21 protein-coding genes are annotated in these 25,005 nt (G+C 73.2%); 7 read left to right on the plus strand and 14 right to left on the minus strand.

Annotated elements, in window-relative coordinates; all coding sequences use genetic code 11:
• Window positions 1-17: 17 nt before the first annotated feature.
• From ACWDR0_RS17905 to ACWDR0_RS17925, 5 genes are read left to right on the plus strand one after another with little or no spacing between them, the layout of a single operon-like run.
• Window positions 18-1,121, plus strand: coding sequence for a class I SAM-dependent methyltransferase (locus ACWDR0_RS17905; RefSeq protein WP_456352638.1), 1,104 nt, complete (start codon window positions 18-20; stop codon window positions 1,119-1,121).
• A complete protein-coding gene (locus ACWDR0_RS17910; RefSeq protein WP_456352639.1) occupies window positions 1,118-1,450 on the plus strand; it encodes a hypothetical protein in 333 nt (110 codons plus the stop codon). The genes ACWDR0_RS17905 and ACWDR0_RS17910 overlap by 4 nt, the downstream gene beginning before the upstream one ends.
• Window positions 1,447-2,025: a VOC family protein gene (locus ACWDR0_RS17915; protein WP_456352640.1), complete on the plus strand. Its 579-nt coding sequence runs from the start codon at window positions 1,447-1,449 to the stop codon at window positions 2,023-2,025. Before ACWDR0_RS17910 ends, ACWDR0_RS17915 begins: the two co-directional genes overlap by 4 nt.
• Window positions 2,018-2,926, plus strand: coding sequence for a class I SAM-dependent methyltransferase (locus ACWDR0_RS17920; RefSeq protein ID WP_456352641.1), 909 nt, complete (start codon window positions 2,018-2,020; stop codon window positions 2,924-2,926). Before ACWDR0_RS17915 ends, ACWDR0_RS17920 begins: the two co-directional genes overlap by 8 nt.
• A 5-nt stretch (window positions 2,927-2,931) precedes the next feature.
• Window positions 2,932-3,474 (plus strand): MarR family winged helix-turn-helix transcriptional regulator, encoded by a 543-nt coding sequence (locus ACWDR0_RS17925; protein WP_456352642.1) that lies wholly within the window; start codon window positions 2,932-2,934, stop codon window positions 3,472-3,474.
• Window positions 3,475-3,676: 202 nt separating this feature from the next.
• Here the strand turns inward: ACWDR0_RS17925 and ACWDR0_RS17930 are convergent, their stop codons facing one another.
• From ACWDR0_RS17930 to ACWDR0_RS17990, 13 genes are all read right to left on the minus strand, one after another.
• Window positions 3,677-5,122 carry a glyceraldehyde-3-phosphate dehydrogenase gene (locus tag ACWDR0_RS17930; RefSeq protein WP_456352643.1) on the minus strand — a complete coding sequence of 482 codons (1,446 nt, stop codon included), beginning with the start codon at window positions 5,120-5,122 and terminating at the stop codon, window positions 3,677-3,679.
• Between the two features lie 143 nt (window positions 5,123-5,265).
• The gene (locus ACWDR0_RS17935) at window positions 5,266-7,524 is read right to left on the minus strand and encodes a DUF4838 domain-containing protein (protein WP_456352644.1); all 2,259 of its coding nucleotides are present in this window, start codon (window positions 7,522-7,524) and stop codon (window positions 5,266-5,268) included.
• A complete protein-coding gene (locus ACWDR0_RS17940; RefSeq protein WP_456352645.1) occupies window positions 7,514-9,253 on the minus strand; it encodes a sulfatase-like hydrolase/transferase in 1,740 nt (579 codons plus the stop codon). Before ACWDR0_RS17940 ends, ACWDR0_RS17935 begins: the two co-directional genes overlap by 11 nt.
• A 68-nt stretch (window positions 9,254-9,321) precedes the next feature.
• Complete coding sequence (locus tag ACWDR0_RS17945) at window positions 9,322-10,389, minus strand: aliphatic sulfonate ABC transporter substrate-binding protein (protein WP_456352646.1); 1,068 nt, start codon at window positions 10,387-10,389, stop codon at window positions 9,322-9,324.
• 119 nt (window positions 10,390-10,508) lie between these two features.
• Window positions 10,509-11,432: an ABC transporter ATP-binding protein gene (locus ACWDR0_RS17950; protein ID WP_456352647.1), complete on the minus strand. Its 924-nt coding sequence runs from the start codon at window positions 11,430-11,432 to the stop codon at window positions 10,509-10,511.
• Window positions 11,429-12,256 (minus strand): ABC transporter permease, encoded by an 828-nt coding sequence (locus ACWDR0_RS17955; RefSeq protein WP_456352648.1) that lies wholly within the window; start codon window positions 12,254-12,256, stop codon window positions 11,429-11,431. Before ACWDR0_RS17955 ends, ACWDR0_RS17950 begins: the two co-directional genes overlap by 4 nt.
• Window positions 12,257-12,713: 457 nt before the next feature.
• Window positions 12,714-13,856 (minus strand): ROK family protein, encoded by a 1,143-nt coding sequence (locus ACWDR0_RS17960; RefSeq protein WP_456352649.1) that lies wholly within the window; start codon window positions 13,854-13,856, stop codon window positions 12,714-12,716.
• Window positions 13,857-14,063: 207 nt separating this feature from the next.
• Window positions 14,064-14,492, minus strand: coding sequence for a RidA family protein (locus ACWDR0_RS17965; RefSeq protein ID WP_456352650.1), 429 nt, complete (start codon window positions 14,490-14,492; stop codon window positions 14,064-14,066).
• Between the two features lie 193 nt (window positions 14,493-14,685).
• On the minus strand, window positions 14,686-15,567 hold the full coding sequence (locus ACWDR0_RS17970; protein WP_456352651.1) for a geranyl diphosphate 2-C-methyltransferase: 882 nt from the start codon (window positions 15,565-15,567) through the stop codon (window positions 14,686-14,688).
• Between the two features lie 32 nt (window positions 15,568-15,599).
• The gene (locus tag ACWDR0_RS17975) at window positions 15,600-16,808 is read right to left on the minus strand and encodes a family 2 encapsulin nanocompartment cargo protein terpene cyclase (RefSeq protein WP_456352652.1); all 1,209 of its coding nucleotides are present in this window, start codon (window positions 16,806-16,808) and stop codon (window positions 15,600-15,602) included.
• A 46-nt stretch (window positions 16,809-16,854) separates the two neighbouring features.
• Entirely contained in the window at window positions 16,855-18,270 is a 1,416-nt protein-coding gene (locus tag ACWDR0_RS17980; RefSeq protein ID WP_456352653.1) for a family 2B encapsulin nanocompartment shell protein, read from the minus strand.
• A 333-nt stretch (window positions 18,271-18,603) separates the two neighbouring features.
• The gene (locus ACWDR0_RS17985) at window positions 18,604-19,569 is read right to left on the minus strand and encodes a GlxA family transcriptional regulator (RefSeq protein WP_456352654.1); all 966 of its coding nucleotides are present in this window, start codon (window positions 19,567-19,569) and stop codon (window positions 18,604-18,606) included.
• A 310-nt stretch (window positions 19,570-19,879) separates the two neighbouring features.
• A complete protein-coding gene (locus ACWDR0_RS17990; protein ID WP_456352655.1) occupies window positions 19,880-20,725 on the minus strand; it encodes a S1 family peptidase in 846 nt (281 codons plus the stop codon).
• Window positions 20,726-20,878: 153 nt separating this feature from the next.
• Between ACWDR0_RS17990 and ACWDR0_RS17995 the strand changes: the two genes are divergently transcribed.
• Window positions 20,879-21,886 carry a GlxA family transcriptional regulator gene (locus ACWDR0_RS17995; protein WP_456352656.1) on the plus strand — a complete coding sequence of 336 codons (1,008 nt, stop codon included), beginning with the start codon at window positions 20,879-20,881 and terminating at the stop codon, window positions 21,884-21,886.
• Window positions 21,887-21,895: 9 nt separating this feature from the next.
• Here the strand turns inward: ACWDR0_RS17995 and ACWDR0_RS18000 are convergent, their stop codons facing one another.
• A complete protein-coding gene (locus tag ACWDR0_RS18000) occupies window positions 21,896-23,215 on the minus strand; it encodes a cytochrome P450 (RefSeq protein WP_456352657.1) in 1,320 nt (439 codons plus the stop codon).
• Window positions 23,216-23,570: 355 nt separating this feature from the next.
• On the opposite strand from ACWDR0_RS18000, the gene ACWDR0_RS18005 reads away from it, so the two are divergent.
• Window positions 23,571-24,968, plus strand: coding sequence for a cellulose binding domain-containing protein (locus ACWDR0_RS18005; RefSeq protein WP_456352658.1), 1,398 nt, complete (start codon window positions 23,571-23,573; stop codon window positions 24,966-24,968).
• Window positions 24,969-25,005 lie beyond the last annotated feature (37 nt).

The following is a 25,005-nucleotide window of genomic DNA, read 5'->3' on the forward strand; positions in this document are numbered from 1 at the left end:
TCTGCGAAAGGACCCCCATGCTGGGACTGAACGACGAGCCCGTCACGGGCACCGAACGCGCCTATCTCGACTTCTACCTCGGCCTGCGGATCGGCTGGGCCAAGCTGCACCATCCGCTGCTCGACCTCTTCGACGCCCGCGCCGCGGACTGGTCCGCCGGGCACGACGGCCGCACCCCCGAGGAGACCACCGAGATCGGCGAGGTCATCGAGGACTCCGCGCTCTTCCGGTACTTCATGTACCTCCAGCGGCACACCCAGCTGCTGATGAAGTACGGCCCGCACGGCACCCATGCCTATATCGAGGCCCGCCGGGCGGAGCTGACGGAGCGGATGGCCGCCGGCGACGGCCCCGAGCTGGACCCGGACCTGCCGATGCCCGCGTACTACGCCGACACCGACTACCACCTGGAGAAGGGCGGCTACTGGCAGGACGATCTGGACGGGCCGGTCTACGACTTCGGGACCCGGATCCACTTCGCCGGACTGGAGAACGTGGGCTCCATCCACCGGGCCAAGACGGAGGCGCTGCCCCGCGGCGACTACCGGCGGATCATCGACCTGGGCTGCGGCACCGGGGACGGGACCTTCGGGCTGGCCGAGACCTTCCCCGGCGCCGAGGTCATCGGGGTCGACCTGGCCGCGCCCTTCCTGAAGTGGGCCCATCTCAAGGCCGAGGAGCGGGGGCTGCCGATCCGCTTCGTCCAGAAGGACGCGGCCGACACCGGTTTCGAGAGCGGCTCCTTCGAGCTGGCCACCTCGACGATGATCTTCCACGAGATGCCCGCGGACCATATCGCGGCCATCGTCCGGGAGAGCTTCCGGCTGCTGGCGCCCGGCGGCCGGTTCGCGATCTACACGGCGGGCGAACTGCCCACCACCTACGGCCTGTTCATGATGGATTGGCACGCCCACATCAACAACGAGCCGTTCATGTCCGACTTCTTCAGGGCCGATCTGGAGAAGCCCCTCGTGGACGCGGGCTATACGGAGGTCGCCACCACCGTGGTCGACGCGTTCCGGCACGGGGACAAGAAGGCGTACGGCTCCGCCGCTCCCCCGGACCCGCGCCGGGCCCGGGCCGGCGGCTGGCGCCTGGTCACGGGAAGGAAGCCGGTATGAAGAACCCCGCAGGCATCACGGACGGCCAGATGGTCTTCTTCGAGGACCCCGCCGTCGACAAACTCCTCGGCATGGTGCTGGCCCTGGCGGGCGAGATCTATGTCCAGCGGGACAGGATCCGGGTCCTGGAACAACTGCTCACCGACCACGGCACCCTGCCGGCCGGGGCCGCGGAGGCCTATGTGGTGCCCGACGAGGCGGCGGGCGCCTGGCGGGCCGAACGGGACGCGTACTTCGACCGGATCCTCACCCCGCTGGCCGCGGACTACCTGGGGCCGGAGGCCACCCACCGGGCCGCGGCGGCACAACACCGGGCGGCGGACGCATGAGCGGCCCCGGGGTCCCCGTCGCCGCCCCGCCCGAGGACCCGGTCGGCACACCGGTCTGGCTGACCCGGGAACCCGACCAGAGCGCCCCCGCCGTGCTCTGGCGGACCAGCATGATCACCATCCGCGCCGTGGACCAGCCGCGCGCGGTCCGCTGGTACCGCAACGTCCTCGGTTTCAAGCTGGAGTTCGACATCCCCATCCGGGTGCCGGACCGCCCCTTCCGGATGGCCGTCCTGGTCGGCCCGGACAACCGCCGCGTCGAGATCACCGGCCGGGGCGTGCCCAAGGAGCGGCCGGCGGACGTCTGGGACACCCCGGTCTCCGTCACCTACCAGGTCGACGACCTGGACGCGGTCCGGACGCATCTGCGGGCCATGCAGGTGCCGTACTTCACCCCCGAGTTCAACGGGCAGTACGGCAGGCTGCTCACCCTCCTCGACCCCGACCGGAACATCATCAAGCTCCAGGCGCCCAACGAGCGCTGTATCGCGGAGCACAACCTCGAAGACCCGGACACCCCCCGCTACCCGGAATCCCCGAAGTACGTCCCCGACCCGGAGGCGACCGATGCCTGAGACCGCGAACCAGCAGGGCGCGCCGCCCCCGGCCCGGCCCCGCCCGCCACTGCCGGACGGCTGGCGGCCCACCCTGCTCTCGCTGAGGCTGGCGAAGAAGCACCCCAAGCTCTCCCGGGCGGTGATCCGCTGGGAGATGCGCCGGGCCCCGAAGGCGACCGGACCGGGCGATCTGTCGGATCTGCTGGCCCCGGGGCAGCGGCGGCCGGCCGACTTCCCCGCGTACTACATCGCCAATCCGGTGCACCATATGAACGGTCTGCACTGGATGCATCCCTCCATGGGCTACCGGCTGGAGCGGATGGCGGAGGACTTCCCCCTCGGCAAGCGGGAGCAGATCCGCTGGTGGGTGGAGAGCCAGGTACTGGACCGGGGGGTGCGGCCGCGGCGGATCCTGGAGGTGGGCGCCGGGACGGGCGCGACGGCCTTCGTCTACGCCCAGGTCTTCCCGGACGCCGAGGTGATCGGAGTGGACCTGTCGCCCTCGGTGCTGCGGTGGGCCCGGCGGCGGGCGAAGGAGCTGGGGATCCGGAACGTCAGCTTCTACCATATGGACGCCGGTGACCTGTCGGCCTTCGACGACGGCAGCTTCGACGTGGTCCACGAGTCGCATCTGCTGCACGAGATGCCCGCCTACCAGATCCGGCGGACGGTCGCCGAGATGGTGCGGGTCTGCGCCCCGGGCGGTTTCCTCGGCTTCTTCGACTGGGCGATCCCGGAGAACGAGCGGGACTGGCGGCAGCGCGAGGGCATGGTCCGCAACAACGTGGAGCCGTTCATGCTGGAGTACTCGCGTACGGACCATCCGAAGCTGCTGGCCGAACTCGGCTGCGAGGACGTGGTGATGGTCGAGCGGCACAGCCAGTCCGCCAGTTGGCGGGCCCGCAGGAAGGTAGCCTGAGCCGGGTGGAGAACCGCACCGACGCGTTCCTCGGATCCGAGAACCATCTCAGCGGGCTGCTGACGCTGACCTCCCGGCTCGTCCAGGACCGGCTGTCGGCGGCGCTGCGGCCGCACGGCGTGACCTACGCCCAGGCCGCCGCGCTGGTCCGGCTCTGGCGCACCCCGGACGGGCGGATGCTCCAGCACGACTTCGTCACCTCGCTGGCGCTGGCCCGGCCCTCGGGCACCCTGCTGATCGGCGATCTGGAGCGGGCCGGTCTGGTGGCCCGCTCCCCCGATCCGACCGACGGCCGGCGCCAGGTGATCACCCTCACCGGGGCCGGCCGGGAGCTGGAGGGAGAGGTGTTCGCGGTGATCTCCGGCCTCCAGCGGGAGATCGAGCTGATCGTCGGCCGGGAGGATCTGGCCCGGACGATGCGGGTGCTGACCACGGTCCTGTCGTGGCTGGAGCCCGCGGCGATGGCGGCGCTCCCCGCCCGCGACCGGGCTCCGGACCGCCGTACGGCCGGGCCCGCACTGCCGGGGCCCCGGCCGGCCGAAAGCTAGCCCGGGCCCGGAGCCGTACGGCGGGGCGGTACGCCGGGCCGGAGCCGTACGAGCGCATCGCGGGGCCGTGCACAGGGCCGGGCCCGGCGGCCGAACCGTGGTGCCGTACGGCGGGCCGGAGCCGTACGGCATACGGCGGGGGCCGTCCCGGGGAGCCGGCTGTGCTCCCCGGGACGGCCCCGGTCAACGCGGGGTCGCGGGATCAGGCGACCGGTGCGGGGAAGGTCGGGTACTCCACCCCGGAGACATGCTGGACGACCCGGATGACCTGGCAGGAGTAGCCGAACTCGTTGTCGTACCAGAGGTAGAGGATCGCGTCGTCGCCCTCGACCTTGGTGGCCCCGGCGTCGACGATCGACGCGTGGCGCGAGCCGATGAAGTCGCTGGAGACCGCGTCGGGCGCCGTGGTGAAGTCGATCTGGCGCTTCAGCGGCGAGGTCAGCGACACCTCGCGGAGGTAGTCGAGGACCTCCTCGCGGGTGGTCTCGCGCTCCAGCCGCAGGCTGAGGATGGCGATGGACACGTCCGGTACGGGGACCCGGATGGAGCTGCCGGTGATCCGGGCCTCGAGGTCGGGCAGCGCCTTGGCGACGGCCGAGGCGGCCCCGGTCTCGGTGATCACCATATTGAGCGGCGCGGAGCGGCCGCGCCGGTCGGACTTGTGGTAGTTGTCCAGCAGGTTCTGGTCGTTGGTGAACGAGTGGACCGTCTCGACGTGCCCGCGGAGCACGCCGTACTCCTCGGCCATCGCCTTCAGCGGCGGCACGATGGCGTTGGTGGTGCAGGAGGCGCAGGAGATGATCTGCTCGTCCGGCTTGATCATGTCGTGGTTGACGCCGTGCACGACATTGGGGACGTCACCCTTGGCCGGGGCGGTCAGGACGACCTTGGCGATACCGGGGCGGAGGTGCTTGGAGAGCCCCTCGCGGTCGCGCCAGCGGCCGGTGTTGTCGATGAGGATGGCGTCCTTGATGCCGTACTCCGTGTAGTCGACCGTGGTCGGGTCGTCGGAGTAGATCACCTTGATCTCGTTGCCGTTGGCGACGATCGTCTCATTGGCTTCGTCGACGGTGATCGTGCCCTGGAACTGGCCGTGGATCGAGTCGCGGCGCAGCAGCGAGGCGCGCTTGACGATGTCCTGTCCGGCGCCGCGGCGGACGACGATGGCGCGCAGCCGCAGGCCGTTGCCGGAGCCGGCCTTCTCGATCAGCAGCCGGGCGACCAGCCGGCCGATCCGGCCGAAGCCGTAGAGGACAACATCGCGGGACTCACGGCGGTCGATCTTGTTGGCGCCGGTGGCTCCGGCGACCGCCTCGGCGGTGAAGTCGGCGACGGAGAGTCCGCGGTCGTCGGCCCGGTAGGTGGCCGCGAGCATGCCGAGGTCGATCTGGGAGGGGCCGAGGTCGAGCGCGGTCAGCGCTTCGAGGAACGGCATGGTCTCGGTGACCGAAAGCTCCTCGCCCGCGATCTGCCGGGCGAACCTGTGGGTCTTGAGGATGCTGACCACCGACTTGTTCACCAGGGAGCGGCTGTGCAGCAGGACGGTGACGTCCCGCTCGCGCTGCAGCTTCCCGATGATCGGGATCATCGACTCGGCGATCTCCTCACGGTGCTTCCAGTTGGTGAACGAATCCTCAATGGCAGTCACAGGCACTTCTCTTTCGAGCTAGGTGGCGCTCATATGCTAACCACCTGATCCACCCATGATTCAAGGGGTGCCGGGTGAGCCGCACATCACCTTCGAAGGCGGCCCGCCCGGCACCCCTGGGTTCCGCCCCGGGTCCCCGGCCCTCAGGACACGGTCACCGTGAGCCGCGCGGCGGGCAGGGCGATGCCGTCCTCGGTCCGGAAGGCGAAGGTGACGGTGTGGTTTCCGGGGGCCAGGGCGGTGGAGGCGGTGAGGACCAGCCGGTGGACGGCATCCACCGCCCCGGCGGGCGCGAGGACCCCGGATGTCCGGGCCGGGACCAGCCCGGCGGGCGCGGTCGCGCTCCAGGTCACGGTATGTCCGCGCCAGTCGACGTCCTGGGCCCGCAGCCGTACGGTGGCGGAGCCGCCACGGGCGACGGTCACCCCGTTCTCGACCGGGGCGGCATGGGCGGGGAGCCGGTAGGCGGCGTGTCCGTCGCGGTGCGCGAGGGTGCCGCCCCAGCGCTGGACGGACCGGATGTCCTGGAGGGCCAGCCCCCGGAAGCGGCGCTCCTCCAGCAGGGTCCGGTAGGCGGCGCGGGCCGCCGTGCGGGCGGGGGCGGTCGGTGCCGTGGTGATCGCCACATCGGCGAGCGCCAGGTCGGTATGGGACCTGAGCAGCGCGGCGACCGGGTACTCCTCCCGTCCGGCGAGCACGGTCAGGGCCCGGTCGAGCGCCGCCGCGGCGGCCCGGTAGCCGGTTTCCGCGGCCGCCGCGTAGGCGGGTGCGGAGAATCCGTCGGGGTCGGCCGTGGTCCGGGCGTAGTACTCGGCGAGATGTCCGGCGGCCGGGCCGAACCGGTCGGCCAGATATCCGGCCAGCCACTGGTCCGGGCCGGTCGCCGGGTCGCGGGCGAGCCGCGCCGAGTAGAGATGGACCGCCTCGAAGGGCAGCCAGTCGGCGGGCTCGGCGTAGGAGCCGAGGCCGTCGATGCCGAGGGAGGCGTAGAAGCGGGCGTCGGCGGCCAGGATTCCGAGCGGTCTGACCGGCAGCGACCGCCAGCGGTAGCGGCGGTTGTAGTCGTAGACCGCGAGGGGCCCCTCGGCGGCCTCGGACCAGGACCGCAGCAGCTCCGCGCGCGGGGCGTTGGTGCCGGAGGCCGGATCGTCCAGGGCGTGCAGGTAGTTGCGTTCGTACGGGGCGAAATCGATCAGCACCTCGGGGTGGAAACCGTGGCCGGGGGTGGGCGGGGCGATCGCGGCCCCGTAGGCGATGCGTTCGACCCGGACCCCGGGCAGGGCGGTGGCCAGCGCGGCGCGCAGGGTGTTCACCACATGTGCCTCGGCGTTGGCGACCGTCCCGAAGGCGGTGACCGCCGCGGCGGGCCAGGTCGCCGTGTCCGGGGGCCAGGCGTCGAAGACGGCGATCTCGGGGCGGGCGGTCAGATGGGCGACGACGGCCCGGACATAGGCGTCGAGGGCGTCGGGGTTGTGGACGTCGAAGACGCTCGCGCCGCCGGTGTAGTAGGCGGGGTACCGCTCGCGGGGCAGGAAGCTCTCGTAGCCGTGGCCGCCGACCTCGACGACGATGCCGCGGCGGGCTGCCTCCGGGGCCACGGCCGCCCGGACCCGGTCCCAGGTGATCACGCCCCAGTGGTTGTAGTCGGAGGGGTGGACAAGGGTGTTGAGCCGGTTCTTCGCCATCCAGTCGAGCAGCAGGACCAGCCCTTCGGCGGTGTGGCTGGTGCCCTCCTCGACGTACTTGCGCCGCCAGGTCCAGGCGGGTTCCTCGACCGTGCCGGGGGTGCCGGACAGGACCAGGCCGGGATCGCGCGGTATGCGCTCGGCACGGCCCTGATAGGCGGGGAAGGCGGGGGCGAAGAACCGGACCCCGGCACGTTCGAGGAGTGCGTAGACGGCGTAGAGCACCGCCCGCGGTCCGTGTCCGGCCGCGAGTGCGCCCGTCGCGCCGACGACGACGGCGTGCGCCTCCTCGCCGCGCCCGGCGAGCAGCGTCTCCCCGGCGGCGGCGAGGGCGGCGGGGACCGTGGTCCCGGCGGACGGGGGCAGCAGCGCCACGCCCCGGCCCGGCCGCACCGCGCGGTGGGTGGCCGGCCGGCGTCCGGTGATGCGTTCCAGATAGCGGGCCAGCTCCGCGGCGGCGAAGGCGACCGGGCCGGACGCGGGGTCCGGATGCTCGTCGGACGACCACCAGACGACGGTGGTCCCGGCCACCGGCAGCGGTCCGACCGATCTGCGGCGGCGGGGTCCGCGGGGGCGGTCGTGGGCGGCGGCCGGGGCCGCGCCGGCCCCCGCCGCGACGGCGGCCACGGCAGCGGTGCCCGCGGCCGTTCTCAGCAGGGTCCGGCGCTTCGGGAGGGCGCCGGGGGCGGGGGCGGGGTCGCTGGGCTCAGGAGACATGGGTACGGAGTCCTTCCGGGGCGGTCGGCGGGCGGGCGGGGTCCGGCACGGAGTCCGGGACGGGGGCGGGCTCCGGCACGGGGGCGGGCTCCGGGGCGGGGGCGCGGGACGAGGCGTTCTCCGGTACGGCGGGATCCGGGACGGGGGCATCCGGGACGGGGGCCGGGGCGGGTGGCTGACCGGTGGCTGCTCCGTCGACCGGTACGGCGGGATCCGGGGCGGGGGCCGCCGGGGCAGGGTCCGGGCCCTCCGCGGGGGTGCCGGAGGATTCGAAGGAGCCGAGGGAGGTGTCACCGGCCGGGGCCCCGGTGTCGAGCACGGCCGCCATCCAGTGGTGGAAGTTGTCCCCCCGCGCGACCAGCAGCCGGTACAGCGTCCGGACCAGCCGGTCACGGTCGCCGCGGAGCGCCGGATCGTCCCAGGCATTGCGGAGTTCATGGGGGTCGTGGTCGAGGTCGTACAGCTCACACAGGGACTCGGGATTGACGACGATCTTGAAGCGGTCGTCCCGGAGCATCCGCTGCGGATAGGGGAAGTGATGGCCGTGGAACTCGCCGACCACCTCCCGCGGCCAGTCCGCGGGCGCCGGGCCGCCGCCGGTGAGCGGCAGCAGGCTGCGGCCGTCGACGGCGGGCGCCGGATCGCAGCCCGCGAGGTCGAGAACGGTCGCGGTGAGGTCGGTGAGGCCGGCGAACTCCCGGCGGACCACTCCCCCGGGTGCGCCGGGGATCCGGAGCAGTCCGGGGATGCGGTAGACGTCCTCGTACATCGCCGGACCCTTGTCGTGCATCCGGTGGGAGCCGGTGAACTCGCCGTGGTCGGCCGTGAACAGGACCGCCGTCGATTCGTCGAGCCCCAGCTCGGTGACGGCGGCCCGGATCCGGCCGATCTGATGGTCGATCAGGGAGACATAGCCGTGGTACGCGGCGATCAGCTTCCGGTACTCGTCCTCCGTGAGCGTGTCGTGTCCCCACAGGGCGCTGTAGTTGCGCTGGACCGGGGGCTTGTTCTCGAAGGTCTCGGCGAGGGATTCGGGGAGCCGTACGGTCGCCGGGTCGATCAGGTCGTAGTAGGCATCAGGAAGCAGATAGGGCAGATGGGGGCCGAAGAAGTGGGTGGCGAGGAAGAAGGGCCGGGCCGGACCGCCGCCGTCCGCGTCGGCGGCGGCCCAGCGGCGCAGGAGTTCGATGGCCCGGGTCGCCAGATAGTGCTCGAAGGTCGCTTCCGGGGGCTGGCGCAGCCGGGCCGCCAGCAGCGGTCCGGGGCCGCCGCCGGGGAGCCGGGTCCGGACCGGATCCGTGATCGCGTACGGCGGCAGACCGTGCTCTTCGAGGTAGTCCAGGTAGTCGGGGTGGGTGACGGGGTTGTGCCAGCCGGGCAGATACGGGCCCTCGAATCCGAAGTCGGCCGGGAGACGGCGCACTCCGGTATGCCATTTGCCGATCAGGCCCAGCCGGTAACCCGCCGCCGCGAGCGGGGTGGTGAAGGTGAACTGGTCGTCGGCGAGGTCCTCGGCAAAGCCCACGTTCCGCTCGTAGTTGGCGAGCAGGCGGTGGCGGAAGGGGGCGTAGCCGGTGAGCAGGCTGGCGCGGGCCGGGGTGCAGATGGACGTGGGGGTGTAGAAGCGGTCGAGCCGGGTGCCGGAGGCGGCGAGCCGGTCGAGATGGGGAGTGTGTCCGCCGGTGGCACCGTAGGCGCCGAGGGTGTCCGTACGGTGCTGGTCGGTCATCAGGAAGAGGATGTTGCGCCGGGGAGCACCGTCGGCGGGGCGTGTCACGGGGCTGTTCACCAGGCCGTTCACCGGGCCGCCGCCCGGGTGTAGAGGTCACCGGCGTAGAACTTCTCCACGGGTACCGGGGCGTCCAGTTTGCCCGCGCGGACGAAGAAGCCCTGGAGGGCGGTGAACCAGCGGGTCACGGTGCCGTTCCGGCTTGCGGTGGTCAGTTCGGCCGTGGACAGCGGCTGGGTGTTGCGGGCGTCGGCGGCCACCGCGTCGCGGTCGAGGCGGAGGAAGCGGGCGGTGATGTCGATCGTCTTCCCCGGATTGGCATGCCGGAAGTCGTTGGCCTTCTGGAGGACCCGGACGACGTCCTCGACCAGCTCGCGGTCCTTCGTCACGGCGCCGGGGACGGCGACGACGGAGCTGGGGAAGGCGAACTCGGCGGCGAAGTCGGCGCTCTGGGCGAGCCGGACCAGTCCGGGGATCCGCTGCTCCACGGTCGCCAGCAGCGGGTACCAGAGTGCGGCGGCGTCCACTTGGCGCGAGGCCAGGGCGGCGACCGCGGTGGCCGGGGCCATGGGCACGATCTCGACGTCCTTGCGGGAGAGTCCGGCCCGGTCCAGGGCGAGTCCGAGGATCATGTCGCCGGAGGTGCCTTCGGGGACCGCGACGCGCTTGCCCTTCAGATCGGCGGTACGGGAGATGCCCCGGCCGGGCAGGGCGACGACCCGGTCCGCGCGGCCGAGCTGGTTGACGGCGACGACGGTGGCCCGGCCCGACGCGGGCAGCCAGGCGGCACCAGGGCCGATGGTGCCGAAGTCGAGGTCGCCCGCGCCCAGGGCGGTGATCTGGGTGGGGCCGTCGGTGAAGACCTTGTACGTGGCGCGGATGCCGTGCTCCTTCCAGAGGCCGCGCTCCCGGGCGACGGCCAGCAGCCCGGCCTGGTTGTAGTCGGCGATGTAGCCGAAGTCGACGGACCGGCCGCCGTCGTCCCCGTCGGCGGAGGCAGCGGTGCAGCCGGAGACGGCAAGGACGGCGAGGACCGCGGCCGCGGCGAAGGCGCGGCGGGCGGGGACGGTACGGACGGCGGTACGGCGGACGGCCGGGCGGGGCCGCGGACTGCGGCCGGGATGCGATGACGACATGGTTTCTCGGGGCTCCAAGGACACGGTGGACACGGGACGGCCGGCGGAAGGACCGGCGGTGGTACGGAAGGCGGGCGGGCGAGTGGCGGGCGGCCGGGAGACCGGGGGCGGCGGGGCGTTCACTGCTCGTGGACGGCGCGCCAGATTTCGGTCCGCAGTTCGGTGAAGTCGCCGGTCAGCCGGGTGGCGGCGGTACGGGGGCGGGGCAGGGCGATATCGACGGTCCGGTGGATCCGGCCGGGCCGGGCGGCCATGACGACCACCCGGTCGGCGAGGAACACGGCCTCGTCGACGTCGTGGGTGACGAAGAGGACGGTCCTGCGCTCCCGCTCCCACATCTCCAGCAACTGCTCCTGGAGCCGCGACCTGGTCAGTGAGTCGAGCGCGCCGAACGGCTCGTCCATCAGCAGCACCCGGGGCCCGGCGGCGTAGGCGCGGGCGATGGCACAGCGCTGCCGCATCCCGCCGGACAGGGTCTTCGGCAGGGCGTCCGCGAAGTCGGTGAGGCCGACCAGGTCGATGAAATGCTGGGCGACGCGTCGGCGTTCGGCCCGGGGCAGCCGGGCGGTACGCAGCCCGAACTCGACGTTTCCGCGGACGGTGAGCCAGGGGAAGAGGGCGTACTGCTGGAAGACCATGCCACGGTCGGGGCCCGGGCGGCGCACCGGGCGGCCGTCGACCCGTACCTCCCCGCGACTCGGCTCGACGAGCCCCGCCGCAATGCCGAGGAGGGTCGACTTGCCGCAGCCGGACGGGCCGACGAGCACGGTGAACTCGCCCTCGGCGACATCGAGGCCGACGCCGTCGAGGGCGGTGAACCCGCCGTCGGGGCCCGGGAAGTGACGGGTCGTGTCCCGGAAGGAGATCAGGGGCGGCGGGGTCGCGGCGGGCGCCTCCGGCACCGCCCCGGCCGGTTCGCGGACCGGCCGGCTCCGCGTCCCGGCGGGCGCTCCCGCCGGAGCCGGGTCCGGGGCTCCGGCGGTCGGTTCGGCCGGGGCCGGGACTCCGGCGGCCGGTTCGGCGGGGGTTCCGGTGGTGGTCATACCGGCCTCCTCTCCTGCCAGACCGTGGCCCGGCGTTCGGCGGCGATCAGCAGTCGGTCCATCAGCAGCCCGAGGGTGCCGATCGCCACAATTCCCACGAAGATCGTTTCGAGGTCGTAGTAGAGCTGGGCCTGCTGCATCCGGTAGCCCAGGCCCTGCTGGGCGGCGATGAGTTCGGCGGCGACGAGCGTCGACCAGGCGGCGCCCAACCCGACTCGGGCCCCGACGAAGAGAAACGGCACGGTCGCCGGGACCACGACCCGGACGAAGATGCCGGGGTCCCGGGCCCCCAGCACCCGGGCCGCGTCGACCAGGGTCCGGTCCACCGCGACGACTCCCTGGAAGACGGAGACCACGGTGGAGAGGAAGGCCGCGAGGAAAATCACCGTGATCTTCGCGGGCTCGTCGATGCCGAGCAGCACGATCGTCAGCGGGATGATCGCGAGGGGCGGCACCACCCGGAAGAACTGCACCCAGGGCTCCAGCAGCGCCCGGGCCGCCGGATACCAGCCCATCAGGGCACCCACCGGGATCGCCGCGGCGGTACCGAGCGACCAGCCGGTGAGCACCCGGCGCACCGAGGCGACGGCGTCCGCCGTCAGGGTGCCGTCGGCGAGGAGTTCGGCGGCGCGCGCGGCCACCGGCCCGGGGCCCGGGACACCGGCCGTACCCAGCGCGGCGGCGAGCTGCCAGAGGCCGATCCCGGCGGCGACGGAGAAGGCTCCGGTCAGCCGGGCGGCCGTCACCGGCCCCCGGAACCGGAGGGCCCGCTGCCGCCGGGCCGCGGGCTCGGGCGGTGCGGGTGGCGAGGTGGTTTGTGGCATGGAAGGCCGCCTAGGGGTCCTGGGACGTACTGAGTGGGCGTACGGAGTCGGGCGTACGGGACGGAGGAAGGGGTACGGACGGACACCGCGGCACCGGCGTCGCTTCGGCTTCGGCTTCGGCTTCGGCTTCGGCTTCGGCTTCGGCGCGAACGACAGGACGGGACAGGTCACAGCAGGGCACGGCAGGTCGCGACAGGTCACAGCAGGTCGCGGAGTACCGCGGCACCACCGAGCACCACGACCACGGCCACTGCGGCGGTGGTACGGGCCCGGCCACGGGCGGGCCGCCAGTGCCTCGGCCACCCGGACCCGGCGGGCCGCACGGCCGGTGCCGGACCGCGAGGGCCCGTTCCCGGAAGGCCGGGTTCCCGCGGTCCGCCCCCGGGGCCGTCCCCCGAAGGGGACGCGCGCCGCCGGTCGCGTACGGATACAGGTACAGGTACAGGTACGGGAGAAGTCAGCCGGAGTGGTCCGGCCCGGTACACGCGGCGAGCGGCGCCCCGATACCCGCGGCCCCGCCGTGGACGGCCGGTACCGGCGCCTCCTGGCGGATCAGCGCGACCGCGCCGAGCGCTCCGCCCTCGTCGCCCAGCCGTGCGGTGACCACCCGCAGCCCCGCCAGGGCGGCGGGCAGGGTGCGGGCCCGCAGTTCGAACTCCAGCGGGGCGAGCAACCGCGGGCCCAGCGCGGCGAGTTCCCCGCCGACGATCAGCAGCTCGGGGTTGACCGTGGTGCAGACTCCGGCGAGCACCCGGCCGGTCAGCCGGCCCGCGCGGGCCACGGCGGCATCGTCACCGGGGCCCCCGGCCGCCGTCAGCGCGGGCAGTGAGGCGTACAGCTCCAGGCAGCCGTGGTTGCCGCAGCGGCAGCGCGGCCCGCCGGGCGCGGCGGTGATGTGGCCGATCTCCCCCGCCGTACCGCCGGCGCCGTCCAGCAGCCGCCCGTCGACGACGAGTCCGCCGCCGACGCCGTGCGAGAGATGGACGTACACGGCGTGCCGGGCACCGGCCCCGGCGCCGTGCACGGCTTCGGCGAGCGCCGCGAGCCGGGTGTTGTTGTCGACCAGAACGGGTACGCCGTAGCGCTCGCGGAGAAGCCGTACCACGGTCCGGGCCCGTCCGGCGGATTCGCTGACCGGTCCCACCAGACCGGCCCCGATGCCTTCGAGTCCGGCCGCGGAGCCGTCGAGGAGTTCGTCCAGGAGTTCCAGCGCGGTCTCGGCGCGCAGCTCCCACGGGGCGTCGGGCGGGCAGGCCCGGGCACCGGAGGCGACGATCTCGTGGGCCGCGTTGGCGACGACCGCGCGGATCCGGCCCCGGCCCAGGTCGACACCGGCGCAGCGGCCGGTGGCCGGATGGAGCCGGAGCAGTTCGACGGGCCTGCCCCGGCCGCGTATGCCCTCGGCCGGGGCCGGACCGGCGACGACGACCGCCCGGTCGATCAGGGCCCCGGTGATGGACGACAGCGCGGTACGGGACAGCCCGGTGTGCCGTGCCAGTTCGGCGCGGCTGACCGCGCCGCGCCGGCGCAGCACCTCGACCACCTGCGCCTCGTGCGTGCGGCGGAGGAGGGTCAGCGCGGTCGGTTCGGTCCTGGGCATGCGGAGGAGCGTGCCGCCGACCCGGATTTACGTCAACGCTCCGGAGGAATTCCCGGACCAGAAAGAATCGGGCAAATGCCCTTCAAATGACTGGCTGGTTCATGCCTTTCGCCCGGCGAACAGCCTCTTTGCGGCCTTTCCGGCGCCATGGAGTGTTCATAGCTCCTTGATACGGCGGCCATGGTTCCGCAGCTTCGGCGCGGGGTCTCACCGGTCTCCGGGCAGCTCCCGGTCGGCGGGGACGATCGCGTCGGCCTCGATCTCCATCAGGAACTCGGGCGACACCAGCGAGACGACCTGGAACGCGGACGACGCCGGAAGCCGCGCCGGGTCCATCACCTCGCCCCGTGCGACGGCGACCTCCTTCAGATGGGCGACGTCCGCCATGTAGTAGGTCAGCCGGACCACATCGTCGAAACCGGCGCCCGCGGCGGCCAGGCAGCGCCCCAGATTGGCGAAGACCTGGCGGGCCTGGGCCAGCGGATCCCCGGGGCCCACCAGCCTGCCCTCGGTGTCGAGGGCGAGCTGTCCCGAGACGGCGACCCACCGTCCGGTGCCGGTGACGACATGGGTGTACGCGGTCGCGGGGTGCACGCCCTCCGGGGCGGGGATACGGGAGAGATGGCTGCTCGTCATACCGGCATCCTCACACCCGGGCCGGACGTGCCAGGACGCGGGGAGGCGCGGCGGGCGGGACGGCGGTCCGGCCTCGCCGGGCGGGACACCGGTCCGCCCGGCCCCGGCCCCGGACGCGGGGAGGCGGCCCGTACCCGACCGACTCGGGTGCGGACCGCCTCCCTCCGTACCGCACGGACGGTACGGCCCTCACTCAGACGCGGTCGGCCGCGATCAGCAGGTACTGGAAGGAGCCGTCCTTGTACGAGTTGATGAACGCCTCCTCGATGCCCGTGGTCAGCGACGAGGTGGCCCGCAGCTCCCAGTACGGCAGGGTGGCCGGCGTCAGGTCGACGACCGCCTGCGGCACCAGCCGGTTGTCCGCCATGGCCCGCAGGTACTCGCGGCGGGAGTGGATATTGCACTCGAAGTGGGCGTTGATCTGGGAGACCCATTTCGAGGGCTGGCCGTGGACGGGGTTCCAGCAGCCGGTGATGGTGACGTAGCGGCCGCCGGACGCCAGGATCCGGGAGTGCTCGGCGAACAGGTCCTGGAGGTCGACGTACATGCTGGACTCGTTGTTCCACGAGGCCGCGGCCTGTCCCGTGGCGAACGGCGTGTTCAGCATGTTGCAGACCCGGGCCCGGACGGAGTCCTCGATGCCCAGTTCCTTGGCCCGCCGGTTGGCGAAGTCGGCCTGCTTGACCGAGAGCGTGACGCCCTCGACGGAGCAGCCGAAGCGCTGGTGGGCCATGACCATGGAGCCGCCGCGGCCGCAGCCGGCGTCGACCAGCAGGTCGTCCTGCTGTACCGGGCCGAGGTGGTCGAGGAGGACATCGGTCTGGGCGGACTCCAGCCGGTGGAGCTCCGCGATCAGCCTCTCCTCCCGGTCGGCGGCGCCGGGCGCCCCGAGGGCCGCGTGGTCGACGTCGCCGATGCCGTAGTGGTGGTGGTAGAGGCCGTCGACGTCACCGAGGCGCAGATTGACGGGTCTGGCCTCCTGGTCCCAGTAGCGGGCGATCTCACCCTGGTAGGGCGTCGCCGGTGCGGGGATGGTGACGGCGTTGTGGACGGTGGTGGTGTCGGACGGAGACAAAGACGGTTTCCCTTCCCTGGCGGGAGTCGGCCTTACCAGAAGTCCGGCAGGCGGTAGCGGTAGGTGTTGCTGCTGTGCCAGTGGTGGTTGCCGTCCACCCAGACGGCCACGCCGCGCAGGAAGCGCGTCAGGACCGGGACCGGGAAGGCGGCGGCCAGCGCGGCGGCCTCGGCCTCGAAGGCGTGCATCAGCTCGTTGTGGACCTCGACGGCCTTCAGATAGCCCTCGCGGTCCGTCCGGCTCTCGCGCTCGGCGATCACCACGGGCAGGTTGAGGTGCCGGCCCGGGCTGTCCAGCTCCTTCATATAGGAGTAGAGGTCGTTGACGATGGTGGTGGCGTTGGAGGCGAGTGCGATGACCCGCTGGAGCGCCGGCCGGGCCTGGAGGTCGGCGGGGAGTTCGTAGCCGCCGACGGTGTCGGTGATGGTCGGGCAGGGGCGGAAGTTGTTGAACTGCCGCATGGCCAGGTACTCCCAGACCTCCGGTACATGGTCCGTCTGGTCCCAGGCGCCTTCGGCGAGATAGCCGAGGTGGAGCCGGGCCATATCGTGCCGGAACCGGTCGGCCTGGGACGGGGTGGCCAGTTCCAGGAAGTGCTCCATGGCGGAGCGGTAGGCCCGCCGCGGGGCGTCCGACCGGAGCGACTCCGCCCAGCGGGGCCCGTACTCGCCGGTGGTGTGCAGCGGGTCGAGCGCGGTATGGGCCAGCAGCAGCCGTCCGCCGAGTCCGACGGGCGAGCCTCCGTGGTCCTCGCAGTAGTAGTCGTCGACGGCGTTCTCGGCGACCATCAGCCTGGCCGCGGCCATCAGATGGTCGACGGAGGGGGCGTCGGGGTGGCAGACGGTCATGTACGTCCCCACCCGGAAGCCCTCGAACTGCTCCTCCCATTCGGGGGGATACAGCTCGATCTCGTCGATCGCCCAGGTCTTGATCCGCCGGTCGACCTCGGCGGCCCGTTCCCGGTCCGGGGCGGCGACCGGGTGGTGGTAGAGGCCGGGCACGGGGTTGCCGGGCTCCGGCGGCCCGGCGGCCGGGCCGCCGGGGTCCGCCGGAAGCGGGACTCCGGGGCCGGCCGGGAGCCGGGCCCCGGGGACCGCCGCGGGCGGGCCGGGCAGCGGGACCCGGTCCGGGGCCTCGGCGGACCCGGACCGGGGCGGCTCGTCCCGGCGTACCGGAAACAGGTCCGCCGTACCGAGACCGGTCGGGCCGCCCGGGGTCCACCGCGGGGCTTCGGTGCTCATGACCGCACCACTCCTCCCGCGGCTGAGGTGGTCCGCACCGGCACCCTCAGCCTCCGGTACGGGCGATCTGCACGTTCTCCAGCACCCCGAGCGCGTCGGGGACCAGGACCGCGGCGGAGAAGTAGGTGGTCACCAGATAGGAGATGATCGCCTTCTCGTCGATGCCCATGAAGCGCACCGAGACACCCGGCTCGTACTCGTCCGGCAGCCCGGTCTGGTTGAGGCCGATGACGCCCTGGTTGTCCTCGCCGGTCCGCATCACCAGGATGGAGCTGGTGTTCTCCTTGGTGATGGGGATCTTGTTGCAGGGCAGGATCGGCACCCCGCGCCAGGCGGGCACGCTCTGACCGCCGACGTCGACATGGTCCGGGTAGAGTCCCCGGGCGTTGAACTCCCGTCCCATCGCGGCGATCGCCCGGGGGTGGGCGAAGATGAACCGGGAGCCGCGGCGGCGGCTGATCAGCTCGTCGAGGTCGTCGGGGGTGGGCGGGCCGGAGTGGGGCTGGATCCGCTGGTTGAAGGCCGTGTTGTGGAGCAGCCCGAAATCGCGGTTGTTGATCAGCTCGTACTCCTGGCGCTCCCGCAGCGCCTCGACGGTGAGCCGCAACTGCTGCTCGGTCTGGTTCATCGGCTTGCTGTAGAGGTCGGCGACCCGGGTGTGGACCTTCAGCACCGTCTGGGCGAGGGAGAGTTCGTACTCCCTGGGCTTCAGCTCGTAGTCGACGAAGGCGCCGGGCAGCGCCACCTCGCCCTCGTGGCCGGCCGACATGGCGATCTCCGCCTCGCCGAGGCGGTTCTGCCGCTGTTCCGGCAGCGAGACGAATTCCCGCAGATGGGCCTGGAGGGCCGGGGAGCCCGCGGTCACGGACTCGAAGTCGCCGCGTGCGAGGGTGAGCAGGGTTCCGGCGGTCCTGGCGACGGCGGTGTACTCCCAGACCGCGTCGGGGTCGAGCAGCGCGCTCTGGCCGAAGCGGTCGCCGTCGGCGAGCACCCCGGTCACGGTCTCGTCCCCGTACGGGCCCTCCGAGATCTGCTCGATCCGGCCGTGGGCGATCAGATGGATCTGCTCGGCGGGGGTGCCGCGCTCCACGATCACCTCACCGGCGCGGAAGTCGCGCTGGACGCAGCGGCCGGCCACGGCGGCGAGCACCTCGTTGTCGTCGAAGCCCCGCAGCAGGGACAGTTCCCCCAGCTCCTGGGGGATCACCCGGACCTGGGCCCCGTCCTGGACGAACTCGATACGGCCGTCGCCCACGGTGTAGGTCAGACGGCGGTTCACCCGGTACGTTCCGCCGGAGACCTCGACCCACGGCAGCATCCTGAGCAGCCAGCGGGAGGTGATCTCCTGCATCTGCGGGGCGGATTTGGTCGTGGTGGCGAGGTTGCGGGCAGCCGCCGTGCCGAGGCTGCTCTGCGGAATCGGATCCTGCTGTTGGGGCTCCGGGCTGGTGTCCACGGTCATCGGGCAGTGCTCTCCTTCATGAGGGCAGCGTTCAGCATCGGCGCAGTTCGGAATCGGTGCGGGAGAAGGGTGGATTCCGGGCGGCCCCGGATCCGCCAGAACCGTAGGCTTTGCCACGGCCGTTGAGCCATGCAGATCCGCATTTGATCCTACGAACCGGTGAACTCGGTGCCGTTGAGGTTTGGCGCGGACATAACCGCACTCATGGTCATACGAACAGGTGAACGCATAGTCCGGTTCGCTCCCGGACACGCTCCGGAGTACGCCGGGAGCTGGGACGTTCGTCCGCCGGGCCTACGGCTCCGGGCCCGGCCGGGCGGGCCGGGACGGGTTCTACCGGCTTCGGGGCGCGGTGCGGCCGCCGGTACCGCGGCAGGCCGACGGAGTGGTTCCGGTCAGCCGCTGGAAGTGGCGGCGGAAGCCTGCCGGGGAGCCGAAACCGGTCCGGGCGGCGATCTCCTCGACCGTTCCGTCCCCGGCGGCCAGCAGTTGCCGGGCCCGGTCGACGCGCAGTTTCAGCAGGTACTGGAGCGGGGTGAGCCCGGTCTGCTCGCGGAAGCGCCGGTTCAGGCTGCGGACGCTCATCCGGGCATGGGCGGCGATATCGGCGAGCGGCAGCGGGCGGTGCAGGTTCGCGGCCAGCCAGTTCAGGGTGGGCTCCAGCCCGGCGGTCCCGGCCAGCTCGCGTTCGATCCCCTCCCGGGTGGCCCCGGCGTCGGCGTACACGGGGGCGATCATCCAGCGGACGGTCCGGTCGGCGGCGTCCGGCCCGTGGTCGTGCGCGACGAGGCGGAGAAAGAGGTCCACTCCGCCGAGGACGCCGGCCGCGGTGGTGAACGGGCCGTCCCTGACCGGGGTTCCGGCGGGGTCGGCGGTGACCCCCGGGTGGCGGGCGGCGAACTCCGCGAGATGGCCCCACTCGGTGGTGGCCCGCCGCCCGTCGAGCAGTCCGCAGGCGGCGAGGGTGAAGGCGCCGGTGCCGACGGCCCCGGTCCACGCGGAGCGGGCGGCGGCCGCGCCGAGGGCTGCCGACACCTCCGGCGGCGGTGCGCCGGGGACGCCGTCCCGCCCGGCGACGACCACGGCGTCCGCGCCGGCCGGGCAGTCGAGCCCGTACGGCACGGTGATCCGGAGCGGAACCGGCCCGGCCGTGGTGATCTCGGGCGCGGCCGAGCAGATCCGCAGCTCGTATCCGCCGGGCGCGGCGCCCGCGGCCGCCGCGGCGTCGAACACGGCGGCGGGGGCGGTGAGCTGGTGTGCGGGTACTCCGTCGGACACGAGCAGGGCGACCACGGGCATGCCCCGACCGTACCCGGAGCCGGTGCCGGGCCGGGCCCGCGCGGGCGGCGCCTTGTTACGACCTGCCCCCCCGGAAGGTTCCTCGCCGCCGGGGCCGCGCCCCGGGAGCGGGGCGCGGCCCCGGCGGACCGCCCGCGGCGGGCACGCGCTGTACACCGCGGGGCAGGGCCGCACCCGGCGGACCACGCCTGCCCGGACCGCCGAAGCGCTGCCGGAACGGCGCCGGCGGGCCCCCGGGCACGGGTTCCCTGGCGGAGGCGGGGCAACGGCGCGGCGACCGGGGCCCGGGCCGCCGTCCCCCGGGCGGGGCTCAGCGGTGCTGGGCGAGGGTCTTCGCGATCCAGCCCTTGTGCGCCGGTACGGACGTCCAGACGCCCGGGCCGCCCGCGCAGTACGGGTTGGTGTCGGAGTCGCCGTCGCCGGAGGTGGCGCCGACGAGCTGCCAGCGTCCGCCGATCCGCTGGATCTGGGGGCCGCCGGAGTCACCGGCGCAGGCCATCGCGGACGGGACCCGGGAGGTGGTGCAGAGTTCGGCGCCCGGCTTGAAGCCGGTGCAGTCGGAGTCCGCGGCCCGGCGGGTGTCGAGCTGCTGGAGCCGCTCGGCGAACTTCCAGTCGGACAGGGAGAGCGAGTCCACGGTGGTGCCGAAGCCGAGCACCCGGGTGGGCGCACCCACCTCGGGAGCGCGGTCGGCGATCCTGGCGGGGGCCTGGGCGACGGGGCGGTCCAGCCGGAGCAGGGCGAGGTCGTGGTGGCCCCGCCGCTCGGGGGTGCTGTAGTCCGGGTGGACGACGGTCTTCACGATGGTCCGGACCGAGCCGCCGGAGCTGCGGTACTCACTGCCGACGCGGACCGTCCCCGAGGGCTTCGCGCCGACCCGCGGGTCGGCGCAGTGGCCGGCGGTGAGCACCCACTGGGGGTGGATCAGGGTGGCGCCGCAGACCCCCTTCAGCGTGCCGCCGTCGGGCAGGGCCAGCTCCATCGGGACGGACGCCATGAACGAGTACCGCTGGGTGGAGTCCTCGCCGTTGACGACGGCCCCGGCGGTACCGCCCGTTCCGGCGACGGCGAGTGCGGCGGCCGCGCCGAGCACGGCCAGGCGCGCCATCGTTCCGCGGGTGCGGGTGGTCTTCTGCTGGGTGGTCCGGCGCATCATGGCAACTATCCCCTTTATTGCTTTTGGGAGGTTTATCCGAGCAGTACGGAGTACGGGGGATTCCCCGGCTTCCGTGTGGTGTGCTCCCATCCTCCGGGCGGCCGACCATCCAGAAACAGCCAAAGCGTTGCCACCCTTGATTAAATTCGGGCCATGGACGTTCTGGCGCTGCTCCTGCTCGACGGAGTCCCCGGTCATCAGCTCACCACCCCCGGGCTGCTGTTCGGCGCGGTCTCCGGGGCCGTGGGCCACCGGGCGGGCTACGAGGTGCGGCTCTGCTCGGCCGCGGGCGCCGTCACCACGGCCGGTCCGGGTCCGTTCCGGGTCGCCGTGCCGCTGGGGCTCGACGGCCTCGACGGCGCGGGCACGGTGATCGTGCCCGGTTACGCCGGTTTCGGGGCGGAGCCCCCGGCCGCGGTGGTGGACGCGGTGCGCGCCGCCGCGGCCCGGGGCTGCCGGATCGGCGGAGTCGGCACCGGTACGTTCCTCCTCGCGGCCGCCGGACTGCTCGACGGCCGGCGGGCCACCACCGACCGCCGGTACACCGGACCGCTCGCCCGCCGGTATCCGCGGATCACCACGGATCCGGGGGAGGCCCCCGTCGTGGACGGCCCCTGTGTCACCTCCGCGGGTGTCCTCGGCGGAAAGGACCTCGCGCTGCACTTCGTCCGGGAGGACCACGGCGAGGCGGTGGCGCAGGAGGTGGACCGGCGGCTGTTCCTGCGGCTGCCCGAACCGCCGGAGACGGCGGCGCCCGGCGCCGTACCACCGGCTCCCGGGCCCGCGGCGGACGCGGCGGCGGATCTCGGGCCGGTCCTGAGCTGGCTGGAGGAGGAGTTGCACCGGCCGCTGACCCTGGCGGACATCGCCGCCCGCGCGGACACCAGCGTGCGCACCCTGACCCGGCGGTTCCGGGTCGGGACGGGGCTGAGTCCGCTCCAGTACCTGCTGCGGGCCCGGCTGCGGCGGGCCCAGTGGCTGCTGGAGCGCGGGGACGCCCCGGTGGAGCAGATCGCGGCGCAGACGGGGCTGGGGACGCCCGCCAATCTCCGCCACCACTTCCAGCGCGTCAACGGCACCACACCGGGCGTCTACCGCGCGTCCTTCCGTTCCCTCGTGGGCATGTTCACCCCGGACCACGACCGGCCCGCGCCCGGCTGAGGGCGGGCGTCACCCCTGGGGCGGGCCCAGGGTGGCGGGGGTGGGGCCGTCCGGCCGGACGGTGATCCCGTACACGGCACCGGCCGGGACCGAACGGAACCGGGGGACGGGGCCCGGCAGCAGCCGCTCCAGCAGAACGGCCGATTCCAGAAGCGCGAACTGGAGGCCCAGACAGGCGCGGGGGCCGAGACCGAAGGGCAGATAGCTGCCCGGATGCGCCGGACGGCGGCCGGGCACGGTGAAGCGCTCCGGGTCGAACCGCTCCGGATCGTCCCAGACCCCGGGGTCGCGGTGTGTCAGATAGGGGCAGACCAGGACGTCGGTGCCCGCGTCGATTCGGTGACCGGCGAGCACGTCGTCCTCGGTGGCACAGCGCGGCAGCAGCCAGGCGGACGGGTAGAGGCGCAGCGTCTCGTGGACCAGGGCCCGGACGGCCTGACGCCGCTCCGGTGAGCCCTCGGGCCCGGCGGCCAGGACCCGTGCCCGCTCCTCGGGGTGCCGGTCGAGCAGGAGATGGAGCCAGGTCAGGGTGGTGGCCGTGGTCTCGTGACCGGCGAGGAGCAGGGTGACCAGCTCGTCGCGGATCAGCCGGTCGGTGTACTCGGGGCGGGTCTCGGCGGCCGTCAGCAGAGTGTGCAGCAGTCCGGCGCCGTCCGGCCCGGCACCCGCCCGGGCCGCGGCAACGGCGCGGCTCGCGAGCGCGTCGATCCGGGCCAGGTCGGCGGCGACGGCCCCCTCGGCGGCCGCCCGGTCCGCGGGCAGGCTCGGCAGTGCGGCGACCACCGCGGGCACGGAGGCCAGGTCGTGCTCCGTACGGGGGTCGACCGGGTGTCCGGTGAGGGCGCGCCAGATGGTGTCCAGGGCGAAACGGCGCATCTCCTCGCCGACGTCGAAGACCTCGCCGCTCTCCGCGGCGGCGGCCCAGCGTCCGGCGGCGACCCCGGCGGCCGCGGCGATCCGCTGCTCGTACCGCCGCATGCCCCGCCCGGTGAACTGGGCCTGGAGGAGCTTCCGCTGGCGCTGCCAGGCCTCGCCCGTCGCGGCCAGCACCCCGTCGCCGATCAGCAGTCCGGCCCGGTGCGAGCGCTTGACATAGCGGTCGGGGCGGAGGGCGAGCACCTGCTGTACCGCCTCGGGGCCGGTGACCAGCACGGACGGCCGCGGGCCGAGGGGCAGGGCGACGAGTCCGCCGTGGCCGCGGGCGGCCCGGGCGAAGAGGTCGACGAGTTCACCGCCCTCCGACCGCCAGTGCGCGACGACGGCGGGGTCCAGCGCGGGCACCGGGCGCCCGGCCGGTGGGGGCGGGCCGGGGCGGACATGGGTGGCCACGGGGCTGCTCCTGTTCTGCGGTCGATACGTCTTCGGCGGTCGACCCACCGTCACGCACTGTAGGGGAGGCGGTGCGGTGGGCGACACCCCGTACGGCGGCCCCGCCCCGGCTTCCGGCGGCGGCACGGGCCCGGGGTTCCCGGCCCGGGGCCCGGGCGCCCCCGCCGCAGCAGGGCCGGCCTCACGGCCCGTACCCCCAACTCCGCTGCACAAACGGGTTGTTCATCACTCGCCGGACGCGATTCGGCCGCTCTCCGGCACCCCCGTTCGGGTTCGCTCTTCAGTACGATCATCGGCGTCGCCCGGCCCCGGCCGGGCGATTCGTCCGTCTCGTTCCTCATCGGAGAGGCAGGTCATGCGAAGAACCCCCCACAACCGGCTGCGCATCCCGGCGGCAGGCGCGCTCGCGCTCGTCCTCGGCGCGGCCGGGCTCGCGGCGCTCCCCGGCACCGCGAACGCCTCCGGCGGAACCCTCGCCGTGCAGTACCGGACCGGGGTGAGCGGCGCCACCGCTTCCCAGTCCGCCCCCTGGTTCAAGGTCCGCAACACCGGTACCGCCGCCGTACCGCTCAGCGGGGTCAAGCTCCGCTACTACCTCAAGGCCGACGCCGCGACCACCAACTACCGCTTCTCCTGCGACTGGGCGGTCCGCGGCTGCGCCAACATCACCGGCACCTTCGGCACCCTCGCCAACCCCACGGCGACGGCCGACCGCTATCTGGAGATCGGCTTCACCGCCGGGGCGGGCAGCCTGGCGCCGGGCGCCGACAGCGGCGATATCCAGGTGCGCTTCCACCGCGCCGACTGGCAGCAGCTCGTCCAGAGCGACGACCACTCCTTCGGCTCCGGGCAGAGCACCTACGCCGACTGGCCGAAGGTCACGGCGCAACTGTCGGGCAGCACCGTCTGGGGCACCGAACCCGGCGGGCCGGTCGATCCGCCGCCCGCCCAGACCCTGTTCGACGACTTCTCCTACACGGCGGCGAACGACCCCCGGCTCACGGCCAACGGCTGGATGATCCGGAGCTGGGGCGGTGGCCCCGGGGTGCCCGGAGCGACCTGGTCCCCGCAGAACATCGGCTTCGCCACCGAGGGCGGCGGCAGCTTCCTCAAGCTGAGCACCTCGACGGAGGGCACCGCGGCCAGTACCCGGCAGGCGGAGATCTCCACCAACACCATGAAGTTCCGCAACGGCACCTACGCGGCCCGGGTGAAGTTCGCCGACGCGCCCGTCAACGGCCCCGACGGCGACCATGTGATCCAGACGTTCTTCGCCATCAACGACCTCAAGTCCCCGATGGCCGACGACTACGCCGAGTACGACTTCGAGTATCTGCCCAACGGCGGCTGGGGCGAGACCTCGAACGCCTTCTTCACCACCTCCTGGGAGACCTACCACCCGGTCACCGGGCAGGTCCTGAACACGCACACCGTCGAGCGCGCGAGCTTCGGCGGCTGGCGCGACCTCGTGTTCACCATCGACGACCAGGACATCCGCTACTACGTCGACGGCAGGCTGTTCGGTACGCACAGCTCCGCCTATCTGCCGGAGCGGGGCATGCTGATCGCGTTCAACCAGTGGCTGACGAGCCTCGCGGGCCAGACGTCCACGACACCCCGGACCTATGAGCAGCAGGTCGACTGGGTGCTCCATGTGAAGGACCGGGTGCTCACTCCGGCCGAGGTGGCGTCCCGGGTGGCCGGGTACCGCACGGCGGGCACGGCGTTCGAGGACACGGTGACGGCGGGCTGAGAAGGCCGCGGCGGCCGGGCTCCGTACTCGTGGGAGC

The sequence above is a fragment of the Streptomyces sp. NPDC003691 genome, assembly GCF_053981115.1.